The organism is Methylocystis parvus OBBP, assembly GCF_027571405.1.
GTDB classification, from domain to species: domain Bacteria; phylum Pseudomonadota; class Alphaproteobacteria; order Rhizobiales; family Beijerinckiaceae; genus Methylocystis; species Methylocystis parva.
Map to the genome: position 1 here is coordinate 3,385,807 of NZ_CP092968.1, position 23,594 is coordinate 3,409,400.

The window sequence follows — 23,594 nt, forward strand, 5'->3', positions numbered from 1 at the left end:
GCGCCAGCGAGTCATGAAAAGCAAGTCATCTGTCCTGATTACCGGCGCGAGCGGTTTCATCGGCGGCGCCGTCGCGCGGCTGATGCTGTCCGAAGGCCACCAGGTCCGCACCCTGATTCGTCCCGGAAGCCCCACCACAAACATTCCATGCGCGTGCGAGACTGTCTTCGGCGACATAACCGACGAAGAGAGCGTTCGCGCGGCGATGAAGGGCGTGCGTTGGGTCTTTCATCTCGCCGCCGATTACCGTCTTTGGGCGCGCGATCCCAAAATGGTTTTCCGCGTGAACGTCCAGGGCGCCGAGATCGTCATGAAGGAGGCCATGCGCGCGGGCGTCGAGCGCGTCGTCCATACGTCCAGCGTCGCGACGCTCGGCGGCGCGAATGGCGCCCTTTGCACCGAGGAGAACCGTCTTCCCGCCGAGAAGGCGGTCGGCGCCTATAAGCAGAGCAAGATCGTCGCGGAGCGGCTTGTCGAAACGATGATCGAGAAAGAGGGGCTGCCCGCCATCATCGTCTGCCCCTCGGCGCCATTGGGTCCCGGCGACGTCAAACCGACGCCCACGGGCCGGATCGTCTCCGAAGCCATTCGCGGCGCGATGCCGGCCTATGTCGAGACGGGGCTGAATGTCGTCCATGTCGACGACGTCGCCGCCGGTCATCTCGCCGCCATCGAGCGGGGTTCTGTGGGAGAGCGCTATATTCTCGGCGGCGAAAACTTGACTTTGTATGATCTGCTGACGGAAATTTCCCGCCTCACCGGGCGTCCCGCGCCCCGATTCAAATTGCCGGCAGGGCCGCTCATGCCCTTGGCCTACGCCAATGAGTGGGGCGCGCGTCTGATCGGCTATGAACCTTTTTTGCATTGCGATAGCTTGAAGATGTCCAGGACGCGCATGTATTTCGACGATCGGAAGGCGCGGCGCGAACTCGGATATGAAACCAGGCCGGCGCGGCTCGCCATTCAGGACGCTGTAGATTGGTTCCGCAACGCTCCCCTAAAGAGCCGGACGCGAAAATAAGCCGCCTGACGCCAGGGGCGGCGCCTCTGCTTCTGTCGTTGCTGCTCGCCTCTCCCTCCTGGGCCGGCGACGCGCCGACAGGCTTCAATTATTGCGCGCCGCCGCACCGGCCCGATTGTATCGACGCGGCCGAGCCGCCGGGCGATTGCGAGCGGGACGTCCAGGCCTTCATCAAGACGGTCTTCAAATATCGAAGCTGCCTCGAGAAGGAGAGCGAACGGGCCGTCCGCGAGGCCAATGACGCGCTGGAAGCATGGAAATGCTATACGGGCGCGCTCAAATGCCGATGACCCACGGAGCGCCGCCGCCCGTGGTTTACGACGTCACGCGGCTGGTGACGCGCGGCCTGAACACCTCGCCCAACGGCATCGACCGCATCGACTTCGCGCTCGCCCGTCATTTTCTGAGCCGCGGCGCCATCCCCTTGTCCTGCACCGCGCTTGGCCCGCGTTTGGCGAAGACCGACGAAGCGCTGGCGGCGATCGACGAAATCGAATCCTTCTGGCGCGAGGACGCCGACATTGGGCGGGACGCGGTCTATCAGGCGGTCGTCGCCGCGTTGAAAGCAGAGGGCGCGAATCGGGAATCGGCGCAGCTCGCGCGCAAGCCCGGTTTCGCGCGCATCGAGCGCAATTGGCGGGCTCTGCGTGACTGGGCGTTTCATCTCGGCCGACCGCTCAGCGAAATCCCCGAGGGCGCGATCTATTTCAACGGCACGCAATTCCTGCTGGACCGTCCTTGGTATGTGCGCTGGCTGGATGCGCGGCCCGACGTGAAGCCCGTGGCTTTCGTCTATGATCTGTTGCCCGTCGATCAGCCGCAATTCTTCCGGCCGATCGAGGCCACGCTGCATCCGCGCCGCAACCGCAACATCGCCCATAGGGCCGCCGGCGTCGTCGTCAGCGCGCGCGTGGTCGAGGCGCGCTTCAAGGCCTTCGCCGCCGAGAATGGCCGCGCCGACATTCCCGTCTGCGTCGCGCGCCTGCCGGTGTCGCCCGTTTTCGAAACGCAAACGCCCGCGCCGCCGGAACTCGCCGGGGTCGACTATTTCGTCGTTTGCGGCACGATCGAACCGCGAAAAAATCACCTGCTTCTTCTGAATGTCTGGCGGGCGCTGGGCGCGCGCGGCGAGGCGCCGAAGCTCGTCATCATCGGCAAGCGCGGCTGGCTCAACGAAAACGTCGTGGACATGATGGCGCGATGCCCGACGCTCGCCGCCAATGTCATAGAAGCGGCGGGGCTCTCGACGCCCGGCCTGCGCCGATTGATGGCGGGCGCGCGCGCCTTGCTGATGCCGTCCTTCGGCGAGGGCTTCGGCCTGCCCGTCGCCGAGGCTCTGGTCGCGGGCGCGCCCGTCATCGCGTCGGATCTCGACGTCTTTCGCGAAGTTGGCGGCGATGCGCCGGATTATCTCGACCCGATCGACGGGTTGGGCTGGCTGCGGGCGATACGCGATTACGCGGAGCCGAATTCGCGCCGCCGCGCCGCGGCGCTATCTCGTATCGCGGCGGCCAGGATCGAGAACAGGCCGCAGCAGTTTTTCGAGACCATCGACCAGTTTCTCGCGGGATTGTAACGCGCGTCGCTCACGGGGCGCGTAGAGCGCGGCCGGAATGACGAGGCGGCTGCTTCAATAGCCGGTCATCTCCAGATAGCCCTCGCCGCTATATGTCCCCGAAAAGGAAATCGGACCTTCCCAATATGACGACGTTCCGCCATTCCAGCTTTGCGGATTGAGCGGGGTCGTCTCGATGTCGAGATCGCGGCTTTTCACTTTCACGCGCCAGCGCGTCGGCGTCCTGTGTTCGCCGATCGCCGTTTCGGCTAGCGGCTCCAGCGCTATGTCGTCGCCCGCAAGAAGATGCGTCGCGCCGTCGGCGCCGATCCAATTGCCGGAATAGTAAGCGCGCGCGCCGCGCAGGCGAAAGAGCATCAGCTTCTCGCCATTGGCGAGATGCAGCGAGAACCAGTCCCACCCCTTCTGATCCGGCGCGAGCGGCTGGCTGCTCCATTCGCGATCCATCCAGGCGCGCCCCGTCACTTTGATCTCGCGTCCATGCATCGTCACCGCGCCGTCGACGGCGAAGAATGGCTGGCTGTAATAATGCGAGGCCTGTCCCGTTTCGGCCTTGCGGCTGAAGCCGCCTTCTCCTTGCAGGACGAAAGGTCCTGTGCGCGTCAGCGTCAAGGAATAGGAGAAGCGCGGGTCGCGCGCGAAGACGCGGGCCTTCGTGAAATCCGCATTCAAGGCTTCGAAAAGCCAATCGTCGATCCACGCCTTGAACGGCGCGGCCTCGACATTCGCCTGTCCGACGCCGCCGCGGGAAATGTCCTGCGCGAAGAGATGCTCGCTCGCGCTCGTCGCCGCCGCATGCGCCATCCAGATATTGCGGTCGTCCCAGCCCTCGCCTTCGCCGGCCTCCAACCCATGGCGAAACAGCGTCCATTGCACGCCATAGGAAGCGCCGTCCGCGCCTTTGAGATTGGCGGTGATATACCACCATTCGGTGCGAAACTTCGGATGCGCGCCATGATCTGTCGGAAAGACGATGGGCGCGCCCGGTTTGGGCATGTCGAAGCCGGGCGCTTCGGCGCCGAGTCCGCCGAAGCCCTGCGCATGCGCGAGCGCCGGGATCAGCAGCGCCATTGCGAGAGCCTTACCTTTCATTGGCGAAGACCTTGAGCAAATCCGCCGGCGCGCTGCGCGCGAGCCGCAGCGCCGGAACCACAGAAGCAAAGAGCGCGGTGACGAGCGCAATGACGAAGACCTGCGCCCAATGCGCCGGAAAAACATGCATGGGCAGGCGCCAGCCGAAGGCGACGACATTGACGATGGCGACGAGGCCCCAGGTCATGAAAAGGCCGAGCGGAATCGCGACGAGCGCTACGCCCGCGGAAAAGAGCAATATGCGCAACAGCTCCAGCCCTGCGAGGCGCCGGCGCGTGACGCCCATCGCCCAGACCGGCGCGATATGGGCGATGCGCAGATTGCTTAGCGTCAACAGGCCGGCGAAGAGCGCGATGGCGGAGACGATGAGCGTCAGCGTGTTGAGCGCCGCCGTGACGGTGAAGGTGCGCTCGAAAATGTCTTTGGAAATCTTCTTGATTTCAGCATTGTCGATGAGACGCGCAATCTTCGGCCCGAAGCGCGTCTGCATGTCTTCCATCAGACGCGGAACGTCGCCGGCCGCAACGCGCAGCGCGTAATGCACGCCGGGGACGTCCGGAAACAACCGCGCGACCCGCGCATGATCGAGACGAAGCTGACCGCGCGGATTGCCATAATCGGGAAAAATCCCGACGATTTTCGCGCGCCAATTATCACGTGAGGTTGGAATGTCGAGGGACCCGCCGAGCCCGACATTGAGACGCCGCGCGAGTTGCTCGCTGATCAGCACGGCGTTTTCCTCATGCAGAGCGCGCCAGACGTCGGGCGCCGCGTCGAGCAGCGTGAAATGCGCGGAATAGGTTTCGTGGGGAACCATGCCGATGATCTCGACGGGCCAATCTGCGAGCCTCGTCCTGGCGCGCCAGACGGGAAGGACGGCCGTCGCCTCGGAGCGCGTCGCGAGCCACTCTTCGATCTCGCGCGCGTCTGCGGGCGTCGCGGCCTCGTAATATATTTCCGCGATCAGCCGCTCATCGAGCCAGCCGACGAAGGTTTGGCGAAAGCCCTCGACCATGCCGCCGACGCCGATATTGGTGGCGAGCGCGAGCAGCAGCGCCATGAGCGCGAGCGACAGGCCGGCGATCTCCTGGCGTCCGTCGGCGAAGAACCAGCGCGCCAGCGGACGCCGCGCGAGACGCTCGCCGACGCGCAACAACGCTTCCAGCGCGAGCGGCAGGAAGAGCGCGGCGCCGAGAAGCGTCAGCGCAATGACCATGAAGCCCATGACGAGTCCGTCGGCGACGCGAAAAGCGAGCGCGGCGCCGAGAAGCGACAGCGCGGCGAAAATTGCCTGCCGGCGCAGATAGCGCTGATGGGCCTCGCGCCAGGCGATAGGCCGCGCGACGGAAAGCACCGGCAGGCGCAGCGTCTTCAACAATCCGCTTCCGGCCGCGAGCAGCGCGCCGGCGCCCGCCATGGCGACGCCCGAAAGCCACCAGCGCCAATCGAGCGCGAGCGTTCCTGAAAGCTGAGCGCCATAAAGTCCTTCAAGGCTTGCGGCGACATCCGGCAATAGCGCGGCGGCAATGAAATAGCCGCCAATGACGCCGAGGCCCCCGGCAAGGACGGTGAAGGCGACGAGTTCGCAGAACAGCGCGGCGGATAAGGCGCGCGCCGAGACGCCGAGCGCGCGCAGCGTGCGGACGGTCGGCAGGCGCTGTTCGAAAGCGAGGCCGAACGAGGCGTTGACGATGAAGAAGCCGACGAGGAAGGCGAGCAGGCCGAAGGCGGTGAGATTGAGATGGAAGCTGTCGGTGAGGCGCGAGAGGTCGCTCTCTTCGTCCGGCTCGACGATGCGCAACGCGTCGCCGGCAATCTCGACAAGTTTCGCCGGGTCGATAGGCGTCTCGCTCGAGACGATCAGGCGCGAGAGGCGCTCTTTCCTGTCGAGCGCCTTCTGCGCGACGCCGATATCGACGACGATCGCGCCCGGCGGCGCCTCCTCGAGCGGATGGATCGGCGGCAGAACATATCCGCGCTCGGTTTTCGCGCGCGCGCCCGCTTCGAGATGCAAATCGCGCAGGGTTTGCGGCGCGGCGAAGCTGCGGCCCTCGCCTGTGAGAATGTATTTCGCCTCCTCGCTTTCACGCAGCGGCGCCAGCGTCGTCGCCGCCGGCAGCGTCAGCGGCTCCAGTCCGATGAGGCGGATATTCTTCTCGCCGATGCGCGCCGCGCCTTCGATCGCGGGCGAAACCTTGACGCCCGCGCGCCGCAGCCTGACGAAGAGCGTCTGCGGAAAAAGGCCGCCGCGCGCCGCGACGAGATTCTGCGCCTCGCCGCCGGTGAACGCCGCGGCCGCGCTGTCATAGCTCTTGCGCGCCTGCGCGTTCAGCGCCTGCACGCCGCTCCACAGAGCCGTCGCGACGGAAAGCCCGATGATCAGCGTGGCGAGATTGGCCGGATGCCGCCGCCAATGGCTCAACAAAGCGGCGAGCGCGAAAAGCGTCTGCCTCATGCCCGCGCCAGCGCCCCGGCGACGAGCGTTTCCCGCCGTTCGAGCCGCGCCGCGAGGCGCGCGCTATGCGTCGCCATGAGAAAGGCGCAGCCCGTTTCGGCGACGAGCTCCAGCGTCAGCCCCATCACCGCGTCGCCCGCCATCTCGTCCAGATTGCCGGTCGGCTCGTCGGCGAGCAGGAGCTTGGGCCGCACGGCGAGCGCGCGCCCAACCGCGACGCGTTGCTGTTGCCCGCCGGAGAGTTGCTCGGGATAGCGCGCGACGAGCTTTTCGAGCCCCAGCCGCTGCGTCAGGCGCATTTGCCAATCCGGATCGTAGCGACCGGCAAGCCGCGCCTGAAAGGCGAGATTCTCGGCGACAGTAAGGCTCGCGACGAGATTGAACTGCTGGAAGACCACGCCGATCTTCTCTCGCCGCATGCTCGCGCGGGCGTTTTCGGAGAGGACGGCGATATCGACGCCGTCGAGCAGGATTTGCCCGCCATCCGCATGATCCAGCGCCCCGACGAGATGCAGCAGCGTGCTCTTGCCGCTGCCGGACTCGCCCATGAGCGCCAGCGTTTCGCCCGCGCGAAGCGAAAGATCGACGCCGCGCAGCACGGGCTGCGGACCCTGCGGGGTGGCGTAGGATTTGCGCAAATTGACGACGCGCAGCAGCGGGGAGGCGAGCGTGTCGGCATGCGCCTTTGCGGCGCGGACCAAAGAAACGTTCAAGCGAGGGCCTTTTCGAGCGAACATGGCGGCTCAGCGCCGTCACTCTCATATAGACAAAAGCGTCCCGCTTCGCCCGTCGCTTTTCCGACAATTGCGGGTCAGGCGGCGCCTTCCGCCAGGGCCGCGATCACCGGCCAGCCGACGCTGCCCGCGGGATCGACGCGGGAAAGAATGTCGAGCAGGGAGTCGACGGCCGCGCGGTCGCCGCGCTTCAATTCGATGAAGCTCAAGGCCTTCAGCGTGAACAGGGCGAAGCGCGCAGGTCCGTCGGTGTGAGACTGCTCCCTCGGCCAAAGCTTGGGATCGCTCGCCCAGCCCGCCTGGCGCGCCGCCTCGCGCATGCCGTCGAGCGCCGCTTCCTTCGCGACCTCGAGATTTCCCATATAGGTGTGGATCTTATAGAGGCAGAAATAGGCCGCGAGCGCCTCCGGCGCGAGATCCAGCGCCTGACGGAAGAGGCGGTCGGCGCGCACTCTGTCGCTGCGGTAAGCGACCACGCCCTGTTGCAGCAGCGTGTCGACCGGCCCCGGCAGGGTCCCAAAGTCGACGCCCTCAGCTTCGCGGAAAATATCCATGTCGGTTGCAATCCATCCGTGCGTTTCCTTTTGGGACGTCGCAAACCCGGCGCCAGCAATTTGGCGAAATCCGTGAAAACTTGATCGAATCGCCTCAGCGTAGCTATGGCGGCGCCTTGCTGCTCCCCGGCGCAGAACCCATCTTCGCCGCACGAACGAAGCGCAACGCTCAATGGAACTCATCGTCGCGTCGCCGGAGGGGCTCTACTGCCCAGCAGGCGATTTCCACATCGACCCCTGGCGGCCCGTCGCGCGCGCGGTGATCACGCATGGGCATTCGGATCATGCGCGCTGGGGCTCTCGCGCCTATCTCTGCCAGAGGGACTGCGCGCCGATCCTGCGCAAGCGCCTCGGCGACGTTTCGATCGAGACGCTCGACTATGGCGCGCCGATCGAGATCAACGGCGTGACCCTCTCGCTGCATCCGGCCGGCCATGTCCTGGGTTCGGCGCAGGTGCGCGTCGAAAGTCGCGGCGAGGTCTGGGTCGCCTCCGGCGATTACAAGATCGAGCCCGACAATGTCAGCGCGCCGTTCGAACCCGTGCGCTGCGGCGTCTTCATCACCGAGTCGACTTTCGGCTTGCCGATCTATCGCTGGCGCAGGCAGTCGGAGGTGATGGCGGATGTCGACGCCTGGTGGCGCGCCAACGCCGAGGCGGGCAGGGCGAGCGTCATCTTTGCTTACGGCCTCGGCAAGGCGCAGCGCGTCCTCGGAAATGTCGACGCGTCGATCGGGCCGATCTACTGCCATGGCGCGATCGAGCCGATGAACGAGATCTATCGCATGCAGGGCGTGGCGTTGCCGGAGACGAGGCCCGTCTCGCAGGCGGTGGGCAAGAACGCCTTCGCCGGGGCGCTGATCATCGCGCCGCCCTCCGCCGAGGCGAGCCCATGGATGCGGCGCTTCGGCGATTATTCCGACGCCTTCGCAAGCGGCTGGATGCAGATACGCGGCAATCGGCGCCGTCGCGGCGTGGATCGCGGCTTCGCGCTCTCGGACCACGCCGATTGGCCAGGCCTGCTGGCGGCGATTCACGCGACCGGCGCCGAGCGCGTTTACGCCACGCATGGCTCGGTCGGCGCTCTGACGCGCTATTTGCGCGAGCGCGGCCTCGACGCGCGCGACATGCATACCGAATATGGGGAGGAGGAAGCAGAGAGCGGCGCGGCGGAAAGCGAGGGCGCGACGTGAAAGCCTTCGCCGATCTTTATCGCGAACTCGACGCGGCGACCGCCATCAAGCGCAAACAGGAGACGCTCGGCGCCTATCTTGGCGCCGCGATGGACGATCCCACGCAGCATGCGAGCGCGGCGTGGGCGGTTTATTTTCTGGCGGGCGGCAAGCCGCGCCAGCTCGCGCCGACGAAATTGCTGAAACGTCTGGCGCTCGAAGAAGCGCAGCTTCCGGAATGGCTGTTCGAGGAATGTTATTCGACGGTCGGCGATCTCGCAGAGACGCTCGCGCTGTTGCTGCCGCTTGGGGGCGAGACCGAAGAAGTCGCGCTCGACGCATGGATGCGCGAGCGGCTTCTGCCTCTGCGCATGGCGCCGGAGGAGGAAAAATATGCGCGTCTTTGCGAATGGACGCGCCAGCTCCCGCAGCCGCAGCGTTTGATCTTCTTCAAGATGATCACCGGAGAATTGCGCGTCGGCGTTTCGCGCTTGCAGGTCTCGCAAGCTTTGGCGCAGGCGTCGGGCGTCGAGGCCAAGCGCATGGCGCAGCGCATGATGGGCTTCACGCAAGCGGGCCGCGTTCCGACGGCGACGGATTTCGCGGCGCTTACCGCCCCGGCGCATGACGACGACGCAGCGCTCGACGCGGGCCAGCCTTATCCCTTCTACCTCGCCCATCCGTTTCAGCGGCCGGCGATGGAGATGGCCGACACGCTCGGCCCCGTCTCGGACTGGATCGTGGAATGGAAGTTCGACGGCGTACGCGCACAATATGTCCAGCGCGCCGGCCAGTGGCAGCTTTGGTCGCGCGGCGAGGAACTGGTGACGGACTCCTATCCAGATCTCGCGGAGCTGCAGCGCTGGCTGCCCGACGGCGTCGCGCTCGACGGCGAACTCGTCGTGATGCAAGGGGAGGGGGCGTCGCCGCAGGATTTGTCGGGCTTGCAACCCTTCGCGCTGCTGCAGCAGAGATTGGGCCGCAAGGTTGTGAGCGCGAAGATGCTGCGCGAGCTTCCGGTGGCGTTCGTCGCCTATGATCTGCTCGAGACGACGGGGCGCGATTTGCGCGAGGCCCCCCAGGCGGCGCGTCGCCGGGCCTTGGAGGCGCTTGTCGAAGACGCGACGTCCCGCGCGCGGGACTTCGGCGTGACGCTGCCCTTGCGGCTGAGCCCCTTGCTGACGGCGCCCGATTGGACGGCGCTTTACGACAAGCGCGAAGAGGCGCGCGCGCTCGGCGTGGAGGGAATGATCCTGAAGGCGCGGAACGGCGCCTATGGCGTCGGACGGCGCAAGGGCTCGGATCGCGACAATGTCTGGTGGAAGTGGAAGCTCGATCCGATGAGCGTCGACGCCGTGCTCATCTATGCGCAGCGCGGCCATGGACGACGCTCGGGCGTCTATAGCGATTACACATTCGCCGTGTGGAGCGATCCGCCGGAAGCAGGCGCGCGCGCTCTCGTGCCCTTCGCCAAAGCCTATTCCGGCCTCACCGACGCAGAGATGCGGGAGGTCGACGCCATCATCCGCAAGACCACGGTCGAGACTTTCGGCCCCGTGCGCAGCGTCAGGCCGACGCTCGTCTTCGAATTGGGTTTCGAAGGCATCGCCGAAAGCAAGCGGCACAAGAGCGGCGTCGCAGTGCGCTTTCCGCGCATGCTGCGCTGGCGGCTCGACAAGCCGGTCGAGGAAGCCGACACGCTTCAGACGTTGCGCGAACTTCTGCCGGCGCGCCATGCTTGAGCGCGTGACCATCGACGGCGCCGTCGCGGCGTGGTTCCGAGAAAAAGGCTGGACGCCTTTCGATTTTCAGAAAGACGTCTGGGCCCGCATGGCGGCGGGCGAGAGCGGGCTGCTGCACGCCACGACCGGGACCGGCAAGACGCTCGCCGTCGCCCTCGGCGCCTGGCAGGCTTTGCGCAGCGAGTCGCCGCGGGGGCTGATGGTCTTGTGGGTGACGCCGATGCGCGCGCTCGCCGCCGATACGACGCGCGCTTTGACGGAAGCTCTCGCGGGCGTGCAGGGGCGGGAAAAGAGCGCGCCGCAATGGTCGCTCGGCCTGCGCACGGGCGACACCTCGTCGAGCCAGCGCGCCTCGCAAAGCCGCAAGCCGCCGACTTTGCTCGTCACGACGCCGGAGAGCCTCTCTTTACTGCTCTCGCGCGAGAACGCCCGCGACTTCTTCGCCGATCTGCGCTGCGTCGTCGTGGACGAATGGCACGAGCTTATCGGCAACAAGCGCGGCGTGCAGACGCAGCTCGCCCTGGCGCGGCTGCGCCGCTGGCGGCCGGAGCTTCTCACCTGGGGCATGTCCGCGACGCTCGGCGATCTTCACGCCGCCAAGCGCGCTCTGCTCGGACCGAGAGGCGAGGGCGCGCTCGTCGAGGCGCGGCTGAAGAAGAAGCTCGCCATCGACACGCTCATCCCCGCGACGCCCGAGCGCTTCCCCTGGGCCGGCCATCTCGGCGCCAAGATGGCGGAGCAGGCGATCGCGGAGATCGACGCGCATAACAGCACGCTGCTCTTCACCAACACCCGCTCGCAGGCGGAGCTCTGGCGGCAGCGCCTCTTACGTCTGCGCCCCGATTGGGCGGATCTCGTCGCCATCCATCACGGATCGCTCGCGCAGGAGGAGCGCGACGCCGTCGAGCGCGGCTTGAAAGAGGGCGCGCTGAAGGCCGTCGTCTGCACGTCGAGCCTCGATCTCGGCGTCGACTTTCTTCCCGTCGAGCGCGTGCTGCAGATCGGTTCGCCGAAGGGCGTCGCGCGCCTCCTGCAGCGCGCCGGACGCAGCGGCCATGCGCCGGGCCGCGCCTCGCGCGTGACGCTCGTGCCGAGCCACAGCTTGGAGCTTGTCGAATCCGCAGCGGTTCAATCGGCGATAAGGAAGGGCCACATCGAAAGCCGCGCCTCGCCCGTCGCGCCGCTCGACGTGCTCGCGCAGCATCTCGTCACGATCGGCCTTGGCGGCGGCTTCACGCCCGACGCGCTTCTTGCGGAAGTGCGCGAGACCGTCGCCTATGAAAATCTCTCCGGGGAGAGCTGGGGCTGGTGCCTCGATTTCGTGCGTCAGGGCGGGCCGACCTTGCGCGCTTATCCGGACTTTCGACGCGTGACGCCAGGGCCCGACGGCGTGTGGCGCGTCGCCGACAAGCGGCTCGCTTTGCGTCATCGCCTCAATATCGGCGCGATCGTTTCCGACGCGAGCGTCATGGTGCAATATTTCCCGCGCGGGCGGAAGCTCGGGACCGTCGAGGAAAGTTTCGTCGCACGCATGAAGCCGGGCGACAAATTCTGGTTCGCGGGACGGCTGCTCGAACTTGTGAACGTGCGCGATCTCACGGCCTTCGTGAAAAAGGGCGCCGGCTCCGGCGCGACGCCGCGCTGGATGGGCGGGCGCATGCCGCTTTCGACGACGCTCGCCGATGAGATGGTCGAGACGCTCGCTCGCGCCGCGGAGGGCAACTTCTCCTCGCTTGAAATGCAGGCCGCGAAGCCGTTCCTGCAATTGCAGCAGCGCTGGTCGGCTTTGCCGACGCCGCGGACGCTTCTCGCCGAGACGCTGAAATCGCGCGAGGGATGGCATCTTTTTCTCTATCCTTTCGCCGGGCGCAACGCGCATCTGGGCCTTGCAAGCCTCATCGCCTGGCGCGCGGCGCAGATGGCGCCCGGCACTTTCTCGATCGCCGTGAACGATTACGGCTTCGAGCTTCTGAGCGGCGCGCCGCGAGACTGGGCTTCGGATTTGCCGCGCCTCATCGAGGCGCACAGTCTCGACGCGACTCGCGACGAGGTGATCGAGAGCCTCAACGCCGCCGAACTCGCTCGCCGCCGCTTCCGCGACATCGCGCAAATCGCCGGCCTCGTCGTCAACCTCTATCCGGGCGAGCGCAAGAGCGCCCGTCAATTGCAGGCCTCCTCCAGCCTTTTCTACGACGTCTTCCGGAAATATGATCCTGAAAACGGCTTGCTGAAGCAGGCCGAGCGGGAATTGCTGGAGGACGAATTGGACGTAAAGCGCTTGCATGCGGCCTTGACGCGGATGAATAAGCGGCGTCTGGCGCATATGCAATTGAAGCGCTGCTCGCCGCTCGCTTTCCCGCTCATCGCCGAGCGTTTTCGCGAAAGCCTTTCCAATGAGAGCTTCAACGCCCGCATCGAGCGCATGCTCGCGCAATTGAACGCCGCCGCCGACGCATGACGGCGCGCGCCTATGATTATCGCGGGCTGACGCTCCTTCCCGACCGCGCCGTGTGGCAGGGCGAAACGCGCACGCTCTGGATCGCGGATCTGCATCTCGGCAAGGCCGCGAGCTTTCGCGCGCTCGGCCAGCCCGCGCCGCGCGGCACGACGCGGGAAAACCTCGCGCGGCTTGGCGCGCTGATCGACAAGCACGCGGCGCGCCGTCTTGTCGTGCTCGGCGATTTCTTTCATGCGCGCGCCGGCCGGACGGCCGCGCTCCTTGCGCAATTGCGTGACTGGCGCGAGTCGCGCGAGCTTTTGGAATGCGTCGTCATTCGCGGCAATCATGATCTGCATGCGGGCGACGCTTCGGCCGATTGCGGCTTCGTCAGCGTGGATGAGCCTTTTGCGCTTGGCTCGGTCGAGGGATGGCACCACATCGAGGGCGGCGACGAAAAAGCGAGCGGTCCACTACTTCTTTCCGGCCATCTCCATCCTGTGGCGCGTCTCTCTGGACCGGGGCGCGACAGTCTGCGGCTTCCCTGCTTTTGCCTTGGCGGCCGACGCGCGGTCCTGCCCTCTTTCGGCGAATTTACGGGCGGCCATCCCGTCGATGCGAACGCATGGGACGAAGTGGTGGTGACGACGGGGGAATGTCTCTACCCGGTCGGCGCGTCCTTACGCGCCTGACGACCCTGAAATTTTGCGCCGCAGCGCGAAGGCGCTAAAAGCCGCGCATGACGACTGCCCCGCCCAACGCCGAAAATCGCGAACCCTATGCGCTCGCCGCGCTGCTTTTTCTTGTGTGCGGCGTCGCGCTCGCTTTTCCCTGGCTTTCCGGCCGCGTCACCATCCCCTGGGACGCCAAGGCGCATTTCCAGCCGCAATTCGCTTTCCTCGCGCATGCGCTCCATTCAGGCCAGTCGCCTTTCTGGACGCCCAATGTCTTCGCCGGGATGCCCCAGATCGCCGATCCGCAGTCGCTGATCTTTTCGCCCTTCTTCCTTCTCGCCGCCGCGCTCGTCCCCGAGCCGTCTTTCGTGCTGGAGGACGCGATCGTCTTCGCCATGCTGGCGATGGGCGGCCTTGGCCTGATGGCCTATTTCCGCGACCGCGGCTGGAGCGCCGCCGGCGGGCTGATCGCCGCGCTTGCTTTCGCATTTGGCGGCTCGGCGTCCTGGCGTATCCAGCATACGGGGCAGGTGATGAGCCTCTCCTGGCTTCCTGTCACTTTGTGGCTGCTCGCGCGCGCGCTCGATCGCGGCTCGGCCCGCTACGGGGCGGTCGCCGGCGCCGTCGCGGCCTTCCTCGTGCTCGGCCGCGATCAGGTCGCTTTCCTCGGCGTATCGATGCTCGCGGCTTATGCGCTTTATCGCGTCGCGACGGACGAGGCGCCCGCCGCGACGGCGATCGCGCCGCTGCTCGCCGGCGCGGTCGTCGGCGCGGCGATCATCGCCACCCCCCTCGCCTTCACGCTCGATCTCGCCGCCAATTCGAATCGGCCTGAAATCGATCTCGACGGCGCGCATAAGGGCTCGCTGCCGCCTGCCTCTTTCTTCACTCTCGTCTGCGCCAATCTCTTCGGGACGGACGGACCGCTCGCCGCGTTCTGGGGACCGCCGGTCGGCGAGCAGGACATTTTTCTCGCCCGCAACATGACGGATATTTACGCCGGCGAGATCACGGTCGCGGCGATCGTCGCCGCATTGGGCCGCCGTTTCTTTTCGGACAAGGAGGCGCGCTTCTTCGTCTTCGCGCTCGTCTTCTTCGCGCTTTATGCCCTGGGCCGATATACGCCGGTCTTCGCGCTCTTCTATCGCATTCCCGGCGTGGATCTCTGGCGGCGCCCCGCCGACGCGACGTTCCTCTTCGGCTTCGCGCAGGCGATTCTCGCCGGATTTGCTTTCTCGCTCATCGAGCGCCGCGAGGCGAAGCCCGGCATGTGGGTCGCCGGCCTTATTGGCGGGCTTTTCATTCTCTGCGCCGCCTATGCGGAGATCAGGGGCCATCTTGGCCAGGCCGCGCGCCCGCTCGCCATCAGCGGCGCCTTCGCGGCGGCCGCCGTCGCGCTTATACTCGTCGCAGGCGCGGGCAAATTGCGCGGCCCCGCTCTCCTCGCCGCCGTCGCATTGCTCGCGACAATGGACCTCGCCGTCAATAACGGTCCCAATGAATCGACGGCGCTGCCGCCCGAACAGTTCGACGTCCTGCGCTCCAATTCGAAGGATCCGGTCATCGCGTTCCTGAAGGAGCGGCTCAAGGAGAGCGACGCGCCCGACCGGCGCGACCGCGTCGAACTGGCGGCGATCGACTTCCATTGGCCCAATGCGACGCTCGTCCACGGCATCGATCACGATCTCGGCTACAATCCGATTCGCCTGAAGATTTTCGAAGACGCCACCGGCGCGGGAGATCATCTCGCGCTGCCTGAGCAGCGCGAATTCTCGAAGCTCTATCCAAAATACCGCTCGCCTTTCTCCGACATGCTCGGCCTGCGTTATGTCGCGACCGGCGTTCCGATCGAAGTCATTGACGAGAATTATCGGTCCGGCGACTTCACGGAGCTGACCCGGATCGGCAAGGTTCATATTTACGAGAACAAGAGCGCCTTCCCGCGCGTCATGGTGGCGACCTGCGCCATGCATGTCGACTTTGCGCGCATGGTCGAAAGCGGCGAGTGGCCTGAAGCCGATTACCGCGAGACGGTGCTGCTCGAAACGCCGCCGCTCTGCCATACGCGCAAGGGCCTTCCCCCCGACGCGACGCGCGCGCGCATCGTTTCCTATGGGAACGCCGAGGTCGTCGTCGAGGCCAACGCCCCGCCCGGCGGCGGCTGGCTCATTCTCAACGACGTCTATCATCCCTGGTGGTTCGCGACGCTGGATGGCGAGGAGGCCGAGATCTTGCGCGCCAATGTGCTGTTTCGGGCCGTCGCGATCCCGGAGGGGCGTCACGAAGCGAGGTTCGCGTTCCAGCCGCTGCGCGGTTTGACGGCGAGGCTTTCCGCGAGATAGGGCGCGCGTGGCATGCGGTTTGCGCCAACGATCGCGATCAGAGGAGCGACGCCATGCCCATGCCAGAAGAGTCGATACAACAGGGAAAATGCTACGCCACCGGCGGCGCGGAAAACTACAAAGTGGTGAACATTACGCGCGGAATTGTCACCTATGTGGTTTTCACAAAGGGGCAGAAAGCTCAGCCGCTGCGCATCAATGCGGGCGTAAAGCATTTCGCCGCCGCGGTGACGAAGGAAGTCATGTGCCCGGCGGAGGGGTAGGCATGGGCGGAGCCTCGACTGGAATTCGGTTCAGCAGCGCGTCGACCAGCCGGCCCGGGAGCAAGGAGCCGGCGCGGATCAGCAAATAAAGCAGACGAGGAAACACAATCTCGCGCTTACCCTCTTGAAGCCCGCGCCGAATGATCGCGGCGGCGCGCCCGGCGCTGAAAGCCAGCGGCTTCGGGGACGACAGACGGGCGTTGAAAGGCGTGTGAACGAAACCGGGAATGATCAAAGCGACGGAGACGCCATGCTTTCCCAGCGACGGACGCAGCGACTCGGCGTATAGGTGAACCGCAGATTTCGTCGCGCAATAAGCGGGGGCGTAAGGCAGGCCGCGAAGAGCGGCCATGGACCCCATCAGCGCGATCTGTCCTTTGCCTCTGGCGCACATTCTCGGCACGACCGCCTGCACGAGGTTGACGACGCCAAAGACATTGATCTCGAAAATGGACGTCGTGGTTTCCGGGGATTCGATTATTTCTCCTTGGGACAGAACCGCTGAAACGCCCGCATTCGCGATGACGAGATCGATGCTGTGGCGGTCGTCCATGCTGAGGATGAACGCGCGCAGCGTTTCGATATTTCGAACATCGATGGCGGCGGCCTCGACGGTCGCGCCCAATGCGCGGCATTCCGCCGCCGACTCCGCGAGCCTTTGCGCATCTCGTCCGATCAGGATGAGCGTTGTTCCACGCTGCGCGTAAGAGGTTGCGAGCGCTCTCCCGATCCCGCTGGAGGCGCCCGTAATGAGGATTGTTCGAGGGTCCAGCCTCACGGCGCTTCCAGGGTTCGACGGCGTCGATAAGGGCGCCGCGTCCGCTTCCTCGAGATCAGGCGATGTCGGCATAGACCGCGTCGATCCTCGCCCCGCGGTTCAGCCCTTTATGCGCCGTGATCTCCAGCCCGGACGCGCGCGCTTCCGCCTCGACCCGCGCGAGAATCGCCAGCGCCGCCGTCTCGCTTTCGACGAAGGCGAAGCCCGTCGGCCCCCAGCTCGTCTGCCCGCCGCCGGTCGCGCCTTCCCGCATCAGGCGCGCGACGGCGTTCTCGACCTTGGCGCTGGCGAAGCGCCGGCCGCCCTGGCGCGGCGCGAAATAGTCGCCGACGATCTCCTGAATCCGCGCGACCGCCGCGCCGAAGGCGGCGAGGTCCGTTTCGGCGAGCGCGGGCAGGGCCTGCATCAGCACGAGGCGGCAAAGTTCGCCGCTTTCCTCGGGACGTGAGGGCGGCAAAGCGACGAAAGCTTCTTTTTCGTCGGCTCCGTGAAGCCCGACATCCGCCGGGTCGCGAATCACCAGAATGCGCCAGTCCGGCGGAAATTCGGCCCGGGCGATCACGGGCGGGGTCCGGGTCAGCGGCCCGCGCCCGCCATCAACCACCACGCCCCCCGTGGCGAAGAGCCCGGCCCCGAGGCCGGAGCGCGCCCCGCGCGACATGAGGGCGGCGTCGGCGGCCGGGTCATGGTCCAGATCTTCGAGCCGACGCAGAGCGGCGGCGACGGCCAAAGCCAGCTGCGTCCCCGAGCCGAAGCCCGAATGGGCCGGTATGGCGTCGTGGATCGTCAAAGCGTGCCGGGCCTGCGGGACGAGAGCGGTCTGCGCCTTCTCGAGAAGCTGCGCCCCCCGGGCGGCTTCCGGCCCGGACACGCTGTTGGCCGGAGCTTTTGTGAGGGTCAGCCGCGTCGCGGGCCCGTCGAGGGACAGTCCGAGCCCGCCGAATTTGCGCCCGAGCCCGCCATTCATGTCGAGAAAACCGAGATGCAGCCGCGCCGTCGCCGCGACCCTCACTTGTGCCGACATGACGCTCCTTCTGTCGATCGAGCAAGACTTCCCGCCCGTTTAGGCTATATCTGCCTCAGGCGAAAGAAGTCGCGCGCGGCCGATCGAAACCTCAAGCAGGCAGGGGAGGGGATATGAGCAAGGAAGAAAAAGCTTTGCCGGAAAACGAGGTGACGGCGCGCCTCGCCGCCGAGCTTCCGCATTGGCGTTACGAAAACGGCTGGATCCGCCGCAAATACAAGACGCATAGCTGGAAGGGCACGCTGATGGCGATCAATGCGGTCGGCCATCTGGCGGAGGCCGCCTGGCATCATCCCGACATCGCCGCCTCCTATGCTTGGCTTGAGGTGAAGCTCATGACCCACACGGCGAAGGGCGTGACCGACAAGGATTTCGAGCTGGCTAAAAAGATCGAGGACGTCGTCGCCTGGCGTCCGGGCAAGGAAGGCGGCGCGCTCGAAGGCACGCCCGAGTCGGATCAGCGCTTCGCCTACATCAAATATGACTGAGACGCTTTCTATTGACCGGGCGGCGATCGCCGCCGCCCGGGCCCGCTTCTTCGCGCCGATCGGACAGCGTCCGGTCATTATGGGCATCGTCAACGTCACGCCCGATTCTTTTTCGGACGGCGGACTCTTCGCTTCGAAGGAGACGGCGCTGGCGCAGGCCAGGAAACTCGCGGCCGACGGGGCCGACATTGTGGATGTCGGCGCTGAATCGACCCGGCCGGGCCACGCCCCCGTGCCGCCCGAGGAGGAGTGGGCGCGTCTCGAGCCGCTGCTCGCCGCCCTGGTCCGGGAGGCGGGCGTTCCCGTCTCCATCGACACTTATAAAGCGGTCACCGCGCGGCGGGCGCTTTCGGTCGGCGTCGCCGTCGTCAACGACGTCTGGGGCTTGCAGCGCGATCCCGACATGGCTCCCGTTATCGCCGAGGCGGGCGCCGGGGTGGTGGTCATGCATAATCGCGAGGCCGCCGACCCTGAAATCGACATTGTGTCGGACATGCTTCGCTTTTTCGAGCGCTCGCTCGATCTCGCTCGCCGCGCGGGCGTGGCGGAGGCGCATATCGCTCTGGATCCGGGCATCGGCTTCGGCAAGAGCCGGCAGCAGAATTACGACGCCTTGCGGGCCACGCCCAGGCTTCTGTCGTTGGGATTTCCGCTCCTCATCGGCGTTTCCCGAAAGTCGATCTTCAAGGGCCTGCCGGACGGGCTGATCGAGGGGCGGATCGTCGGAACGCTCGCCGCGAATCTGATCGCGGCGGGGGAGGGGGCGCAGATCTTCCGGGTCCACGACGTGACCGAGCATCGCGCCGCTTTCCATGTTTTTTCCGCCTTGCGCGCCGCGCCGGCGAAGGGGTGAGCCATGCGGGTGGGTTTTGGACTGGGCAGCAATATCGGCGACAAGCCCGGCAACATAAAAAGAGCGTTGGAGCTGCTCCAATCACGGGGAATCGCCGCGCTCGCCGCAATATCGAGAATCTATCGCACCCCGCCCTGGGGCGTTCTCGACCAGGGCGACTTCGCCAATGCCTGCGCCATTGGCGAAACCTTGCTCTCCCCTTACGAACTCCTCGCCGCGGTCAAGAAAATCGAGGCGGATATGGGCCGCGAGCCCACGCGCCGCTGGGGTCCCCGCCTCATCGACGTCGACATTCTGTTCCTGGGCGACCACACGCTGGACGATCCGGAGCTCACCTTGCCGCACAAGGAATTATTCGGGCGGGGTTTCGTTTTGAGGCCCCTGGCCGAAATCGCGCCGGACCTCGTTCTCGACGGCGTGCCGGTTGGAGCGGCGTTGAAATCGGTCGATATGTCGGGCGTCCGGCCCTGGACGGAAGGTTGAGGCGCCTACCCCCGATGGCTGGTGTTGCCGCACTGCAACATCGCGCCGGCCTGGATTGGCGTCGGCTTGTCACAAGCAGCTGTAAACCACGGTGGAACGGGCAATATTGCGCCGTCTAAGAAAAGCGCCCCGGGCCCTCTGCGCAATTGTTAAGGGTGGGTAAAAAACTATCCACTGGGGTTGTTATTACTATTCGATAGACAGTTTTTAGCTATCTCAAGGGATATTGATATTATGTTGGTGAGGGGGAATGGTTGGGCCACGCTAGACAGGGTCTGGGGCTTGGTCTGGGAGGCCAAGCGATTTGGGTCCTGTTTAGGCGGCGACGTCGGTGTTCGTCCGATAACAACAAGCGGCGGCTTGGATTTTGGGGTCTTTTGGGGACGGCTGTTTCCGGGGATTTCGGGATTTGAGGGCTGCGTCAAGAAGGGCGGTAGGCGTGGGTCGACGTTTAGGACGTATCCCGCCGAACGTTTAATCAAACGAGGACGAAGCGGTTCCGTTCTGGGAGGCGGAGCTTTTACCGGTCACGCGCAATCCCTGGGAGCACATAGGAGGAGTTAAATATGAGCTCGACGACTAGCGCAGCTGCTGGCGCAGCTGCTGAGGTAGAGTCCGTAGTCGATCTGCGTGGCATGTGGATTGGCCTGGCTCTGCTGAACACGTTTTATCTGATCGTGCGCATTTACGAGCAGATCTATGGCTGGCGCGCCGGCCTTGATTCGTTCGCGCCGGAGTTCCAGACCTACTGGATGTCGATCCTTTGGACCGAGATCCCGCTTGAGCTGGTTTCGGGCCTTGGCCTCGCCGGCTATCTGTGGAAGACGCGCGACCGCAACGTCGACGCGGTTTCGCCGCGCGAAGAGATGCGCCGCCTGGTCGTTCTGGTGCAGTGGCTCGTCGTTTACGGCATCGCCATTTACTGGGGCGCGTCGTTCTTCACGGAGCAGGACGGCACCTGGCACATGACGGTGATCCGCGACACGGACTTCACGCCGTCGCACATCATCGAGTTCTACATGAGCTACCCGATTTATTCGGTGATCGCGGTTGGCGCGTTCTTCTATGCGAAGACCCGCATTCCGTATTTCGCTCATGGCTACTCGCTGGCGTTCCTGATCGTGGCCATCGGCCCGTTCATGATCATCCCGAACGTTGGCCTGAACGAGTGGGGCCACACTTTCTGGTTCATGGAAGAGCTGTTCGTGGCTCCGCTGCATTGGGGCTTCGTGTTCTTCGGCTGGATGGCGCTGGGCGTGTTCGGCGTGGTTCTGCAGATCCTGATGCGCATCCATGCGCTGGTCGGCAAGGACGGCGTCGCCCTCCTCACCGAGTAATCGCGGACAAAGCCGCCCGCGCCCTTTGGCGCGGGCGGCGGTTCGGGCGCGGAATTCTTTCGAAACGGACATGGGTCGGGTTTTGTCTGGCCGCCTGAGGCGGTTGGGTGGCTTGTCGCGTGTTGAAAACCGGGAGCAACCCGGTCGTTGCGGGGAAGGTTTCGCGGCGTCGCGCGGCATGCGCGGCGCGACTGGGAAAGCCGGGCGATGGGCGCGACGCGGTCATTGTCCGGGCGCGGATCCGGAGGGCGAGAGCGCTTTCGGGTCGGCTGCAAAAGAAAGCTCGGAGCGTTCAAGGCTTCCGAGAAACACCAAGGAGAAGAGTGATGTCACAATCGAAAAGCGGGGGGGCGGTCGGTCCGTTCAACTCCGTGGCCGAGGCCGCGGGTTGCGTCGCGACGACGGACTGGATGCTTCTGGTTCTGCTGTTTTTCGCCGTTCTCGGCGGCTACCACGTCCACTTCATGCTGACGGCGGGCGACTGGGACTTCTGGATTGACTGGAAGGATCGTCGTATGTGGCCGACGGTCGTTCCGATCCTGGGCGTGACGTTCTGCGCGGCGTCGCAGGCTTTCTGGTGGGTCAACTTCCGTCTGCCGTTCGGCGCCGTTTTCGCGGCTCTGGGCCTGCTGATTGGCGAGTGGATCAACCGCTACGTCAACTTCTGGGGCTGGACCTATTTCCCGATCAGCCTGGTGTTCCCGTCCGCTCTGATCGTTCCGGCGATCTGGCTTGACGTGATCCTGCTTCTGTCGGGCTCCTATGTGATCACGGCGGTTGTCGGTTCGCTGGGCTGGGGTCTTTTGTTCTATCCGAACAACTGGCCGGCGATCGCCGCCTTCCACCAGGCGACGGAGCAGCATGGTCAGCTGATGACGCTGGCGGATCTGATCGGCCTTCACTACGTCCGCACGTCGATGCCGGAATATATCCGCATGGTCGAGCGCGGCACGCTGCGCACCTTCGGTAAGGACGTTGTGCCGGTTGCGGCGTTCTTCTCGGGCTTCGTCTCGATGATGGTGTATTTCCTGTGGTGGTTCATGGGCCGCTGGTATTCGACGACGAAGGTCATCGACACCATCTGACGCGGGCCGCGGCTTTCGGTTCGCCGAAGCCCAACTCGAAAAGAGAAACGCGGACCGCATGAAGGTTGGATCGCCGATTTTCCGGTCGGTCCGCGGCTAAAAAAGTCGGCTGGCGCGCGAGGCGCCGGCCGGAAGAGAACCTGGGAGGTTTGTTCATGAAAAAGCTAGTCAAGCTCGCCGCCCTCGGCGCGGCGGCTGCTGTGGCGGCGACGCTCGGAGCGATTGCTCCGGCCTCGGCGCACGGCGAGAAGTCGCAGCAGGCGTTTCTTCGCATGCGCACGCTGAACTGGTATGACGTTGCGTGGTCGAAGACGACGGTGAACGTCAACGAGGACATGGTTCTGTCGGGCAAGATTCACGTCTTCTCGGCTTGGCCGCAGGCGGTCGCCAATCCGCGCGTGTCGTTCCTGAACGCCGGCGAGCCGGGTCCGGTTCTGGTTCGCACGGCTCAGTTCATCGGCGAGCAGTTCGCTCCTCGTTCGGTGTCGCTTGAGATCGGCAAGGACTATGCGTTCTCGGTCAATCTGCGCGGCCGTCGCGCCGGCCGGTGGCACGTCCACGCTCAGATCAACGTCGAAGGCGGCGGCCCGATCATCGGCCCCGGCCAGTGGATTGAGATCAAGGGCGACATGAAGGACTTCACCGATCCGGTGACGCTCCTTGACGGCTCGACCGTCGATCTCGAGCATTTCGGCATCAGCCGCGTTTACGCGTGGCATCTGCCGTGGATGGCGATTGGCGCGGCGTGGATTCTGTTCTGGTTCGTCCGGAAGGGCATCATCGCGTCTTATCTGAAGGTTGCTGAAGGCCGTCCGGACGACGTCATCGGCGATGACGACCGCCGCATTGGCGCGATCGTTCTCGCGCTGACGATCCTCGCGACGATCATCGGCTATGCGGTGACGAACTCGACCTTCCCGCGCACGATCCCGCTTCAGGCCGGCTTGCAGAAGCCGCTGACGCCGATCGAGACGGAAGGCACGGCGGGCGTGGGCAAGGAGCAGGTGACGACCGAGCTGAACGGCGGCGTCTACAAGGTTCCGGGCCGCGAGCTGACCATCAATGTGAAGGTCAAGAACGGCACGTCGCAGCCGGTTCGCCTCGGCGAATACACCGCGGCTGGCCTGCGCTTCCTGAACCCGTCCGTGTTCACCACGAAGCCTGACTTCCCGGATTACCTGCTTGCCGACCGCGGCCTGTCGAACGACGACACGATCGCGCCCGGCGAGTCGAAGGAAATCGTCGTGAAGATCCAGGACGCGCGTTGGGACATTGAGCGTCTGTCCGACCTGGCTTACGACACCGACAGCCAGATCGGCGGCCTGCTGTTCTTCTTCACGCCCGACGGCAAGCGCTTCGCGGCTGAAGTCGGCGGCCCGGTGATTCCGAAGTTCGTCGCCGGCGACATGCCCTAAGCGAACCCGCATCGCCTAACAATCATGCCGGCCGGACCAAAAGTCCGGCCGGTTCCCGTTCGAGGGTGGG

21 protein-coding genes are annotated in these 23,594 nt (G+C 65.3%); 15 read left to right on the top strand and 6 right to left on the bottom strand.

Going from position 1 to position 23,594, the window contains the following annotated elements:
* Positions 1 to 13 precede the first annotated feature (13 nt).
* From hpnA to MMG94_RS16505, 3 genes are read left to right on the top strand one after another with little or no spacing between them, the layout of a single operon-like run.
* Positions 14 to 1,021: a hopanoid-associated sugar epimerase gene (gene hpnA / locus MMG94_RS16495; protein WP_016920604.1), complete on the top strand. Its 1,008-nt coding sequence runs from the start codon at positions 14 to 16 to the stop codon at positions 1,019 to 1,021.
* Positions 979 to 1,311, top strand: a complete 333-nt coding sequence (locus MMG94_RS16500) for a hypothetical protein (protein ID WP_154419655.1) — start codon at positions 979 to 981, stop codon at positions 1,309 to 1,311. The genes hpnA and MMG94_RS16500 overlap by 43 nt, the downstream gene beginning before the upstream one ends.
* Positions 1,302 to 2,597 carry a glycosyltransferase family 4 protein gene (locus tag MMG94_RS16505; RefSeq protein ID WP_016920602.1) on the top strand — a complete coding sequence of 432 codons (1,296 nt, stop codon included), beginning with the start codon at positions 1,302 to 1,304 and terminating at the stop codon, positions 2,595 to 2,597. Before MMG94_RS16500 ends, MMG94_RS16505 begins: the two co-directional genes overlap by 10 nt.
* A 54-nt stretch (positions 2,598 to 2,651) precedes the next feature.
* Here the strand turns inward: MMG94_RS16505 and MMG94_RS16510 are convergent, their stop codons facing one another.
* The 4 genes from MMG94_RS16510 to MMG94_RS16525 all read right to left on the bottom strand — a co-directional run bounded on the left by MMG94_RS16510 (position 2,652) and on the right by MMG94_RS16525 (position 7,432).
* Positions 2,652 to 3,668, bottom strand: a complete 1,017-nt coding sequence (locus MMG94_RS16510) for a lipocalin-like domain-containing protein (protein ID WP_016920601.1) — start codon at positions 3,666 to 3,668, stop codon at positions 2,652 to 2,654.
* Positions 3,669 to 3,678: 10 nt separating this feature from the next.
* Positions 3,679 to 6,144 carry an ABC transporter permease gene (locus MMG94_RS16515; RefSeq protein ID WP_016920600.1) on the bottom strand — a complete coding sequence of 822 codons (2,466 nt, stop codon included), beginning with the start codon at positions 6,142 to 6,144 and terminating at the stop codon, positions 3,679 to 3,681.
* Positions 6,141 to 6,857, bottom strand: a complete 717-nt coding sequence (locus MMG94_RS16520; RefSeq protein ID WP_020372455.1) for an ABC transporter ATP-binding protein — start codon at positions 6,855 to 6,857, stop codon at positions 6,141 to 6,143. The genes MMG94_RS16515 and MMG94_RS16520 overlap by 4 nt, the downstream gene beginning before the upstream one ends.
* A 98-nt stretch (positions 6,858 to 6,955) precedes the next feature.
* Complete coding sequence (locus tag MMG94_RS16525) at positions 6,956 to 7,432, bottom strand: hypothetical protein (RefSeq protein ID WP_016920598.1); 477 nt, start codon at positions 7,430 to 7,432, stop codon at positions 6,956 to 6,958.
* A 172-nt stretch (positions 7,433 to 7,604) separates the two neighbouring features.
* Between MMG94_RS16525 and MMG94_RS16530 the strand changes: the two genes are divergently transcribed.
* The 6 genes from MMG94_RS16530 to MMG94_RS16555 are packed head-to-tail and all read left to right on the top strand — an operon-like array spanning position 7,605 to position 16,061.
* A complete protein-coding gene (locus MMG94_RS16530; protein WP_016920597.1) occupies positions 7,605 to 8,624 on the top strand; it encodes a ligase-associated DNA damage response exonuclease in 1,020 nt (339 codons plus the stop codon).
* A complete protein-coding gene (locus MMG94_RS16535) occupies positions 8,621 to 10,345 on the top strand; it encodes an ATP-dependent DNA ligase (protein WP_016920596.1) in 1,725 nt (574 codons plus the stop codon). The genes MMG94_RS16530 and MMG94_RS16535 overlap by 4 nt, the downstream gene beginning before the upstream one ends.
* Positions 10,338 to 12,803, top strand: coding sequence for a ligase-associated DNA damage response DEXH box helicase (locus tag MMG94_RS16540; RefSeq protein ID WP_016920595.1), 2,466 nt, complete (start codon positions 10,338 to 10,340; stop codon positions 12,801 to 12,803). Before MMG94_RS16535 ends, MMG94_RS16540 begins: the two co-directional genes overlap by 8 nt.
* Entirely contained in the window at positions 12,800 to 13,474 is a 675-nt protein-coding gene (gene pdeM / locus MMG94_RS16545) for a ligase-associated DNA damage response endonuclease PdeM (RefSeq protein WP_016920594.1), read from the top strand. Before MMG94_RS16540 ends, pdeM begins: the two co-directional genes overlap by 4 nt.
* A gap of 47 nt (positions 13,475 to 13,521) precedes the next feature.
* Positions 13,522 to 15,798 carry a glycosyltransferase family protein gene (locus MMG94_RS16550; RefSeq protein ID WP_016920593.1) on the top strand — a complete coding sequence of 759 codons (2,277 nt, stop codon included), beginning with the start codon at positions 13,522 to 13,524 and terminating at the stop codon, positions 15,796 to 15,798.
* Between the two features lie 53 nt (positions 15,799 to 15,851).
* Positions 15,852 to 16,061: a hypothetical protein gene (locus tag MMG94_RS16555; RefSeq protein ID WP_016920592.1), complete on the top strand. Its 210-nt coding sequence runs from the start codon at positions 15,852 to 15,854 to the stop codon at positions 16,059 to 16,061.
* Here MMG94_RS16555 and MMG94_RS16560 read toward each other — a convergent pair.
* Complete coding sequence (locus tag MMG94_RS16560; protein ID WP_016920591.1) at positions 16,039 to 16,911, bottom strand: SDR family NAD(P)-dependent oxidoreductase; 873 nt, start codon at positions 16,909 to 16,911, stop codon at positions 16,039 to 16,041. The two genes, MMG94_RS16555 and MMG94_RS16560, sit on opposite strands and share 23 nt — an antisense overlap.
* The gene (locus MMG94_RS16565) at positions 16,895 to 17,863 is read right to left on the bottom strand and encodes a beta-ribofuranosylaminobenzene 5'-phosphate synthase family protein (protein ID WP_020372454.1); all 969 of its coding nucleotides are present in this window, start codon (positions 17,861 to 17,863) and stop codon (positions 16,895 to 16,897) included. Before MMG94_RS16565 ends, MMG94_RS16560 begins: the two co-directional genes overlap by 17 nt.
* A 113-nt stretch (positions 17,864 to 17,976) precedes the next feature.
* Here MMG94_RS16565 and MMG94_RS16570 point away from each other — a divergent pair, with 113 nt between their 5' ends.
* The 6 genes from MMG94_RS16570 (at position 17,977) to amoB (ending at position 23,524) form a co-directional block, all read left to right on the top strand.
* The gene (locus MMG94_RS16570) at positions 17,977 to 18,351 is read left to right on the top strand and encodes a 4a-hydroxytetrahydrobiopterin dehydratase (RefSeq protein ID WP_016920589.1); all 375 of its coding nucleotides are present in this window, start codon (positions 17,977 to 17,979) and stop codon (positions 18,349 to 18,351) included.
* Complete coding sequence (gene folP / locus MMG94_RS16575) at positions 18,344 to 19,204, top strand: dihydropteroate synthase (protein ID WP_016920588.1); 861 nt, start codon at positions 18,344 to 18,346, stop codon at positions 19,202 to 19,204. The genes MMG94_RS16570 and folP overlap by 8 nt, the downstream gene beginning before the upstream one ends.
* 3 nt (positions 19,205 to 19,207) lie before the next feature.
* Positions 19,208 to 19,687: a 2-amino-4-hydroxy-6-hydroxymethyldihydropteridine diphosphokinase gene (gene folK / locus MMG94_RS16580; RefSeq protein ID WP_016920587.1), complete on the top strand. Its 480-nt coding sequence runs from the start codon at positions 19,208 to 19,210 to the stop codon at positions 19,685 to 19,687.
* A gap of 566 nt (positions 19,688 to 20,253) precedes the next feature.
* The gene (gene amoC / locus MMG94_RS16585; RefSeq protein ID WP_026016562.1) at positions 20,254 to 21,024 is read left to right on the top strand and encodes a bacterial ammonia monooxygenase, subunit AmoC; all 771 of its coding nucleotides are present in this window, start codon (positions 20,254 to 20,256) and stop codon (positions 21,022 to 21,024) included.
* A 326-nt stretch (positions 21,025 to 21,350) separates the two neighbouring features.
* Positions 21,351 to 22,109, top strand: coding sequence for a bacterial ammonia monooxygenase, subunit AmoA (gene amoA, locus MMG94_RS16590; RefSeq protein WP_026016563.1), 759 nt, complete (start codon positions 21,351 to 21,353; stop codon positions 22,107 to 22,109).
* 155 nt (positions 22,110 to 22,264) lie between these two features.
* The gene (gene amoB / locus MMG94_RS16595; RefSeq protein ID WP_026016564.1) at positions 22,265 to 23,524 is read left to right on the top strand and encodes a bacterial ammonia monooxygenase, subunit AmoB; all 1,260 of its coding nucleotides are present in this window, start codon (positions 22,265 to 22,267) and stop codon (positions 23,522 to 23,524) included.
* Positions 23,525 to 23,594: the final 70 nt, after the last annotated feature.

Excerpts from the sequence above, each read along its gene's own strand:
- hpnA (WP_016920604.1), top strand. The coding sequence starts at position 14 with ATGAAAAGCAAGTCATCTGTCCTGATTACCGGCGCGAGCGGTTTCATC.
- MMG94_RS16505 (WP_016920602.1), top strand. The coding sequence starts at position 1,302 with ATGCCGATGACCCACGGAGCGCCGCCGCCCGTGGTTTACGACGTCACG.
- MMG94_RS16510 (WP_016920601.1), bottom strand. The coding sequence starts at position 3,668 with ATGGCGCTGCTGATCCCGGCGCTCGCGCATGCGCAGGGCTTCGGCGGA.
- MMG94_RS16515 (WP_016920600.1), bottom strand. The coding sequence starts at position 6,144 with ATGAGGCAGACGCTTTTCGCGCTCGCCGCTTTGTTGAGCCATTGGCGG.
- MMG94_RS16525 (WP_016920598.1), bottom strand. The coding sequence starts at position 7,432 with ATGGATATTTTCCGCGAAGCTGAGGGCGTCGACTTTGGGACCCTGCCG.
- MMG94_RS16530 (WP_016920597.1), top strand. The coding sequence starts at position 7,605 with ATGGAACTCATCGTCGCGTCGCCGGAGGGGCTCTACTGCCCAGCAGGC.
- MMG94_RS16540 (WP_016920595.1), top strand. The coding sequence starts at position 10,338 with ATGCTTGAGCGCGTGACCATCGACGGCGCCGTCGCGGCGTGGTTCCGA.
- pdeM (WP_016920594.1), top strand. The coding sequence starts at position 12,800 with ATGACGGCGCGCGCCTATGATTATCGCGGGCTGACGCTCCTTCCCGAC.
- MMG94_RS16550 (WP_016920593.1), top strand. The coding sequence starts at position 13,522 with ATGACGACTGCCCCGCCCAACGCCGAAAATCGCGAACCCTATGCGCTC.
- MMG94_RS16555 (WP_016920592.1), top strand. The coding sequence starts at position 15,852 with ATGCCCATGCCAGAAGAGTCGATACAACAGGGAAAATGCTACGCCACC.
- MMG94_RS16560 (WP_016920591.1), bottom strand. The coding sequence starts at position 16,911 with ATGCCGACATCGCCTGATCTCGAGGAAGCGGACGCGGCGCCCTTATCG.
- MMG94_RS16565 (WP_020372454.1), bottom strand. The coding sequence starts at position 17,863 with ATGTCGGCACAAGTGAGGGTCGCGGCGACGGCGCGGCTGCATCTCGGT.
- MMG94_RS16570 (WP_016920589.1), top strand. The coding sequence starts at position 17,977 with ATGAGCAAGGAAGAAAAAGCTTTGCCGGAAAACGAGGTGACGGCGCGC.
- folP (WP_016920588.1), top strand. The coding sequence starts at position 18,344 with ATGACTGAGACGCTTTCTATTGACCGGGCGGCGATCGCCGCCGCCCGG.
- folK (WP_016920587.1), top strand. The coding sequence starts at position 19,208 with ATGCGGGTGGGTTTTGGACTGGGCAGCAATATCGGCGACAAGCCCGGC.
- amoC (WP_026016562.1), top strand. The coding sequence starts at position 20,254 with ATGAGCTCGACGACTAGCGCAGCTGCTGGCGCAGCTGCTGAGGTAGAG.
- amoA (WP_026016563.1), top strand. The coding sequence starts at position 21,351 with ATGTCACAATCGAAAAGCGGGGGGGCGGTCGGTCCGTTCAACTCCGTG.
- amoB (WP_026016564.1), top strand. The coding sequence starts at position 22,265 with ATGAAAAAGCTAGTCAAGCTCGCCGCCCTCGGCGCGGCGGCTGCTGTG.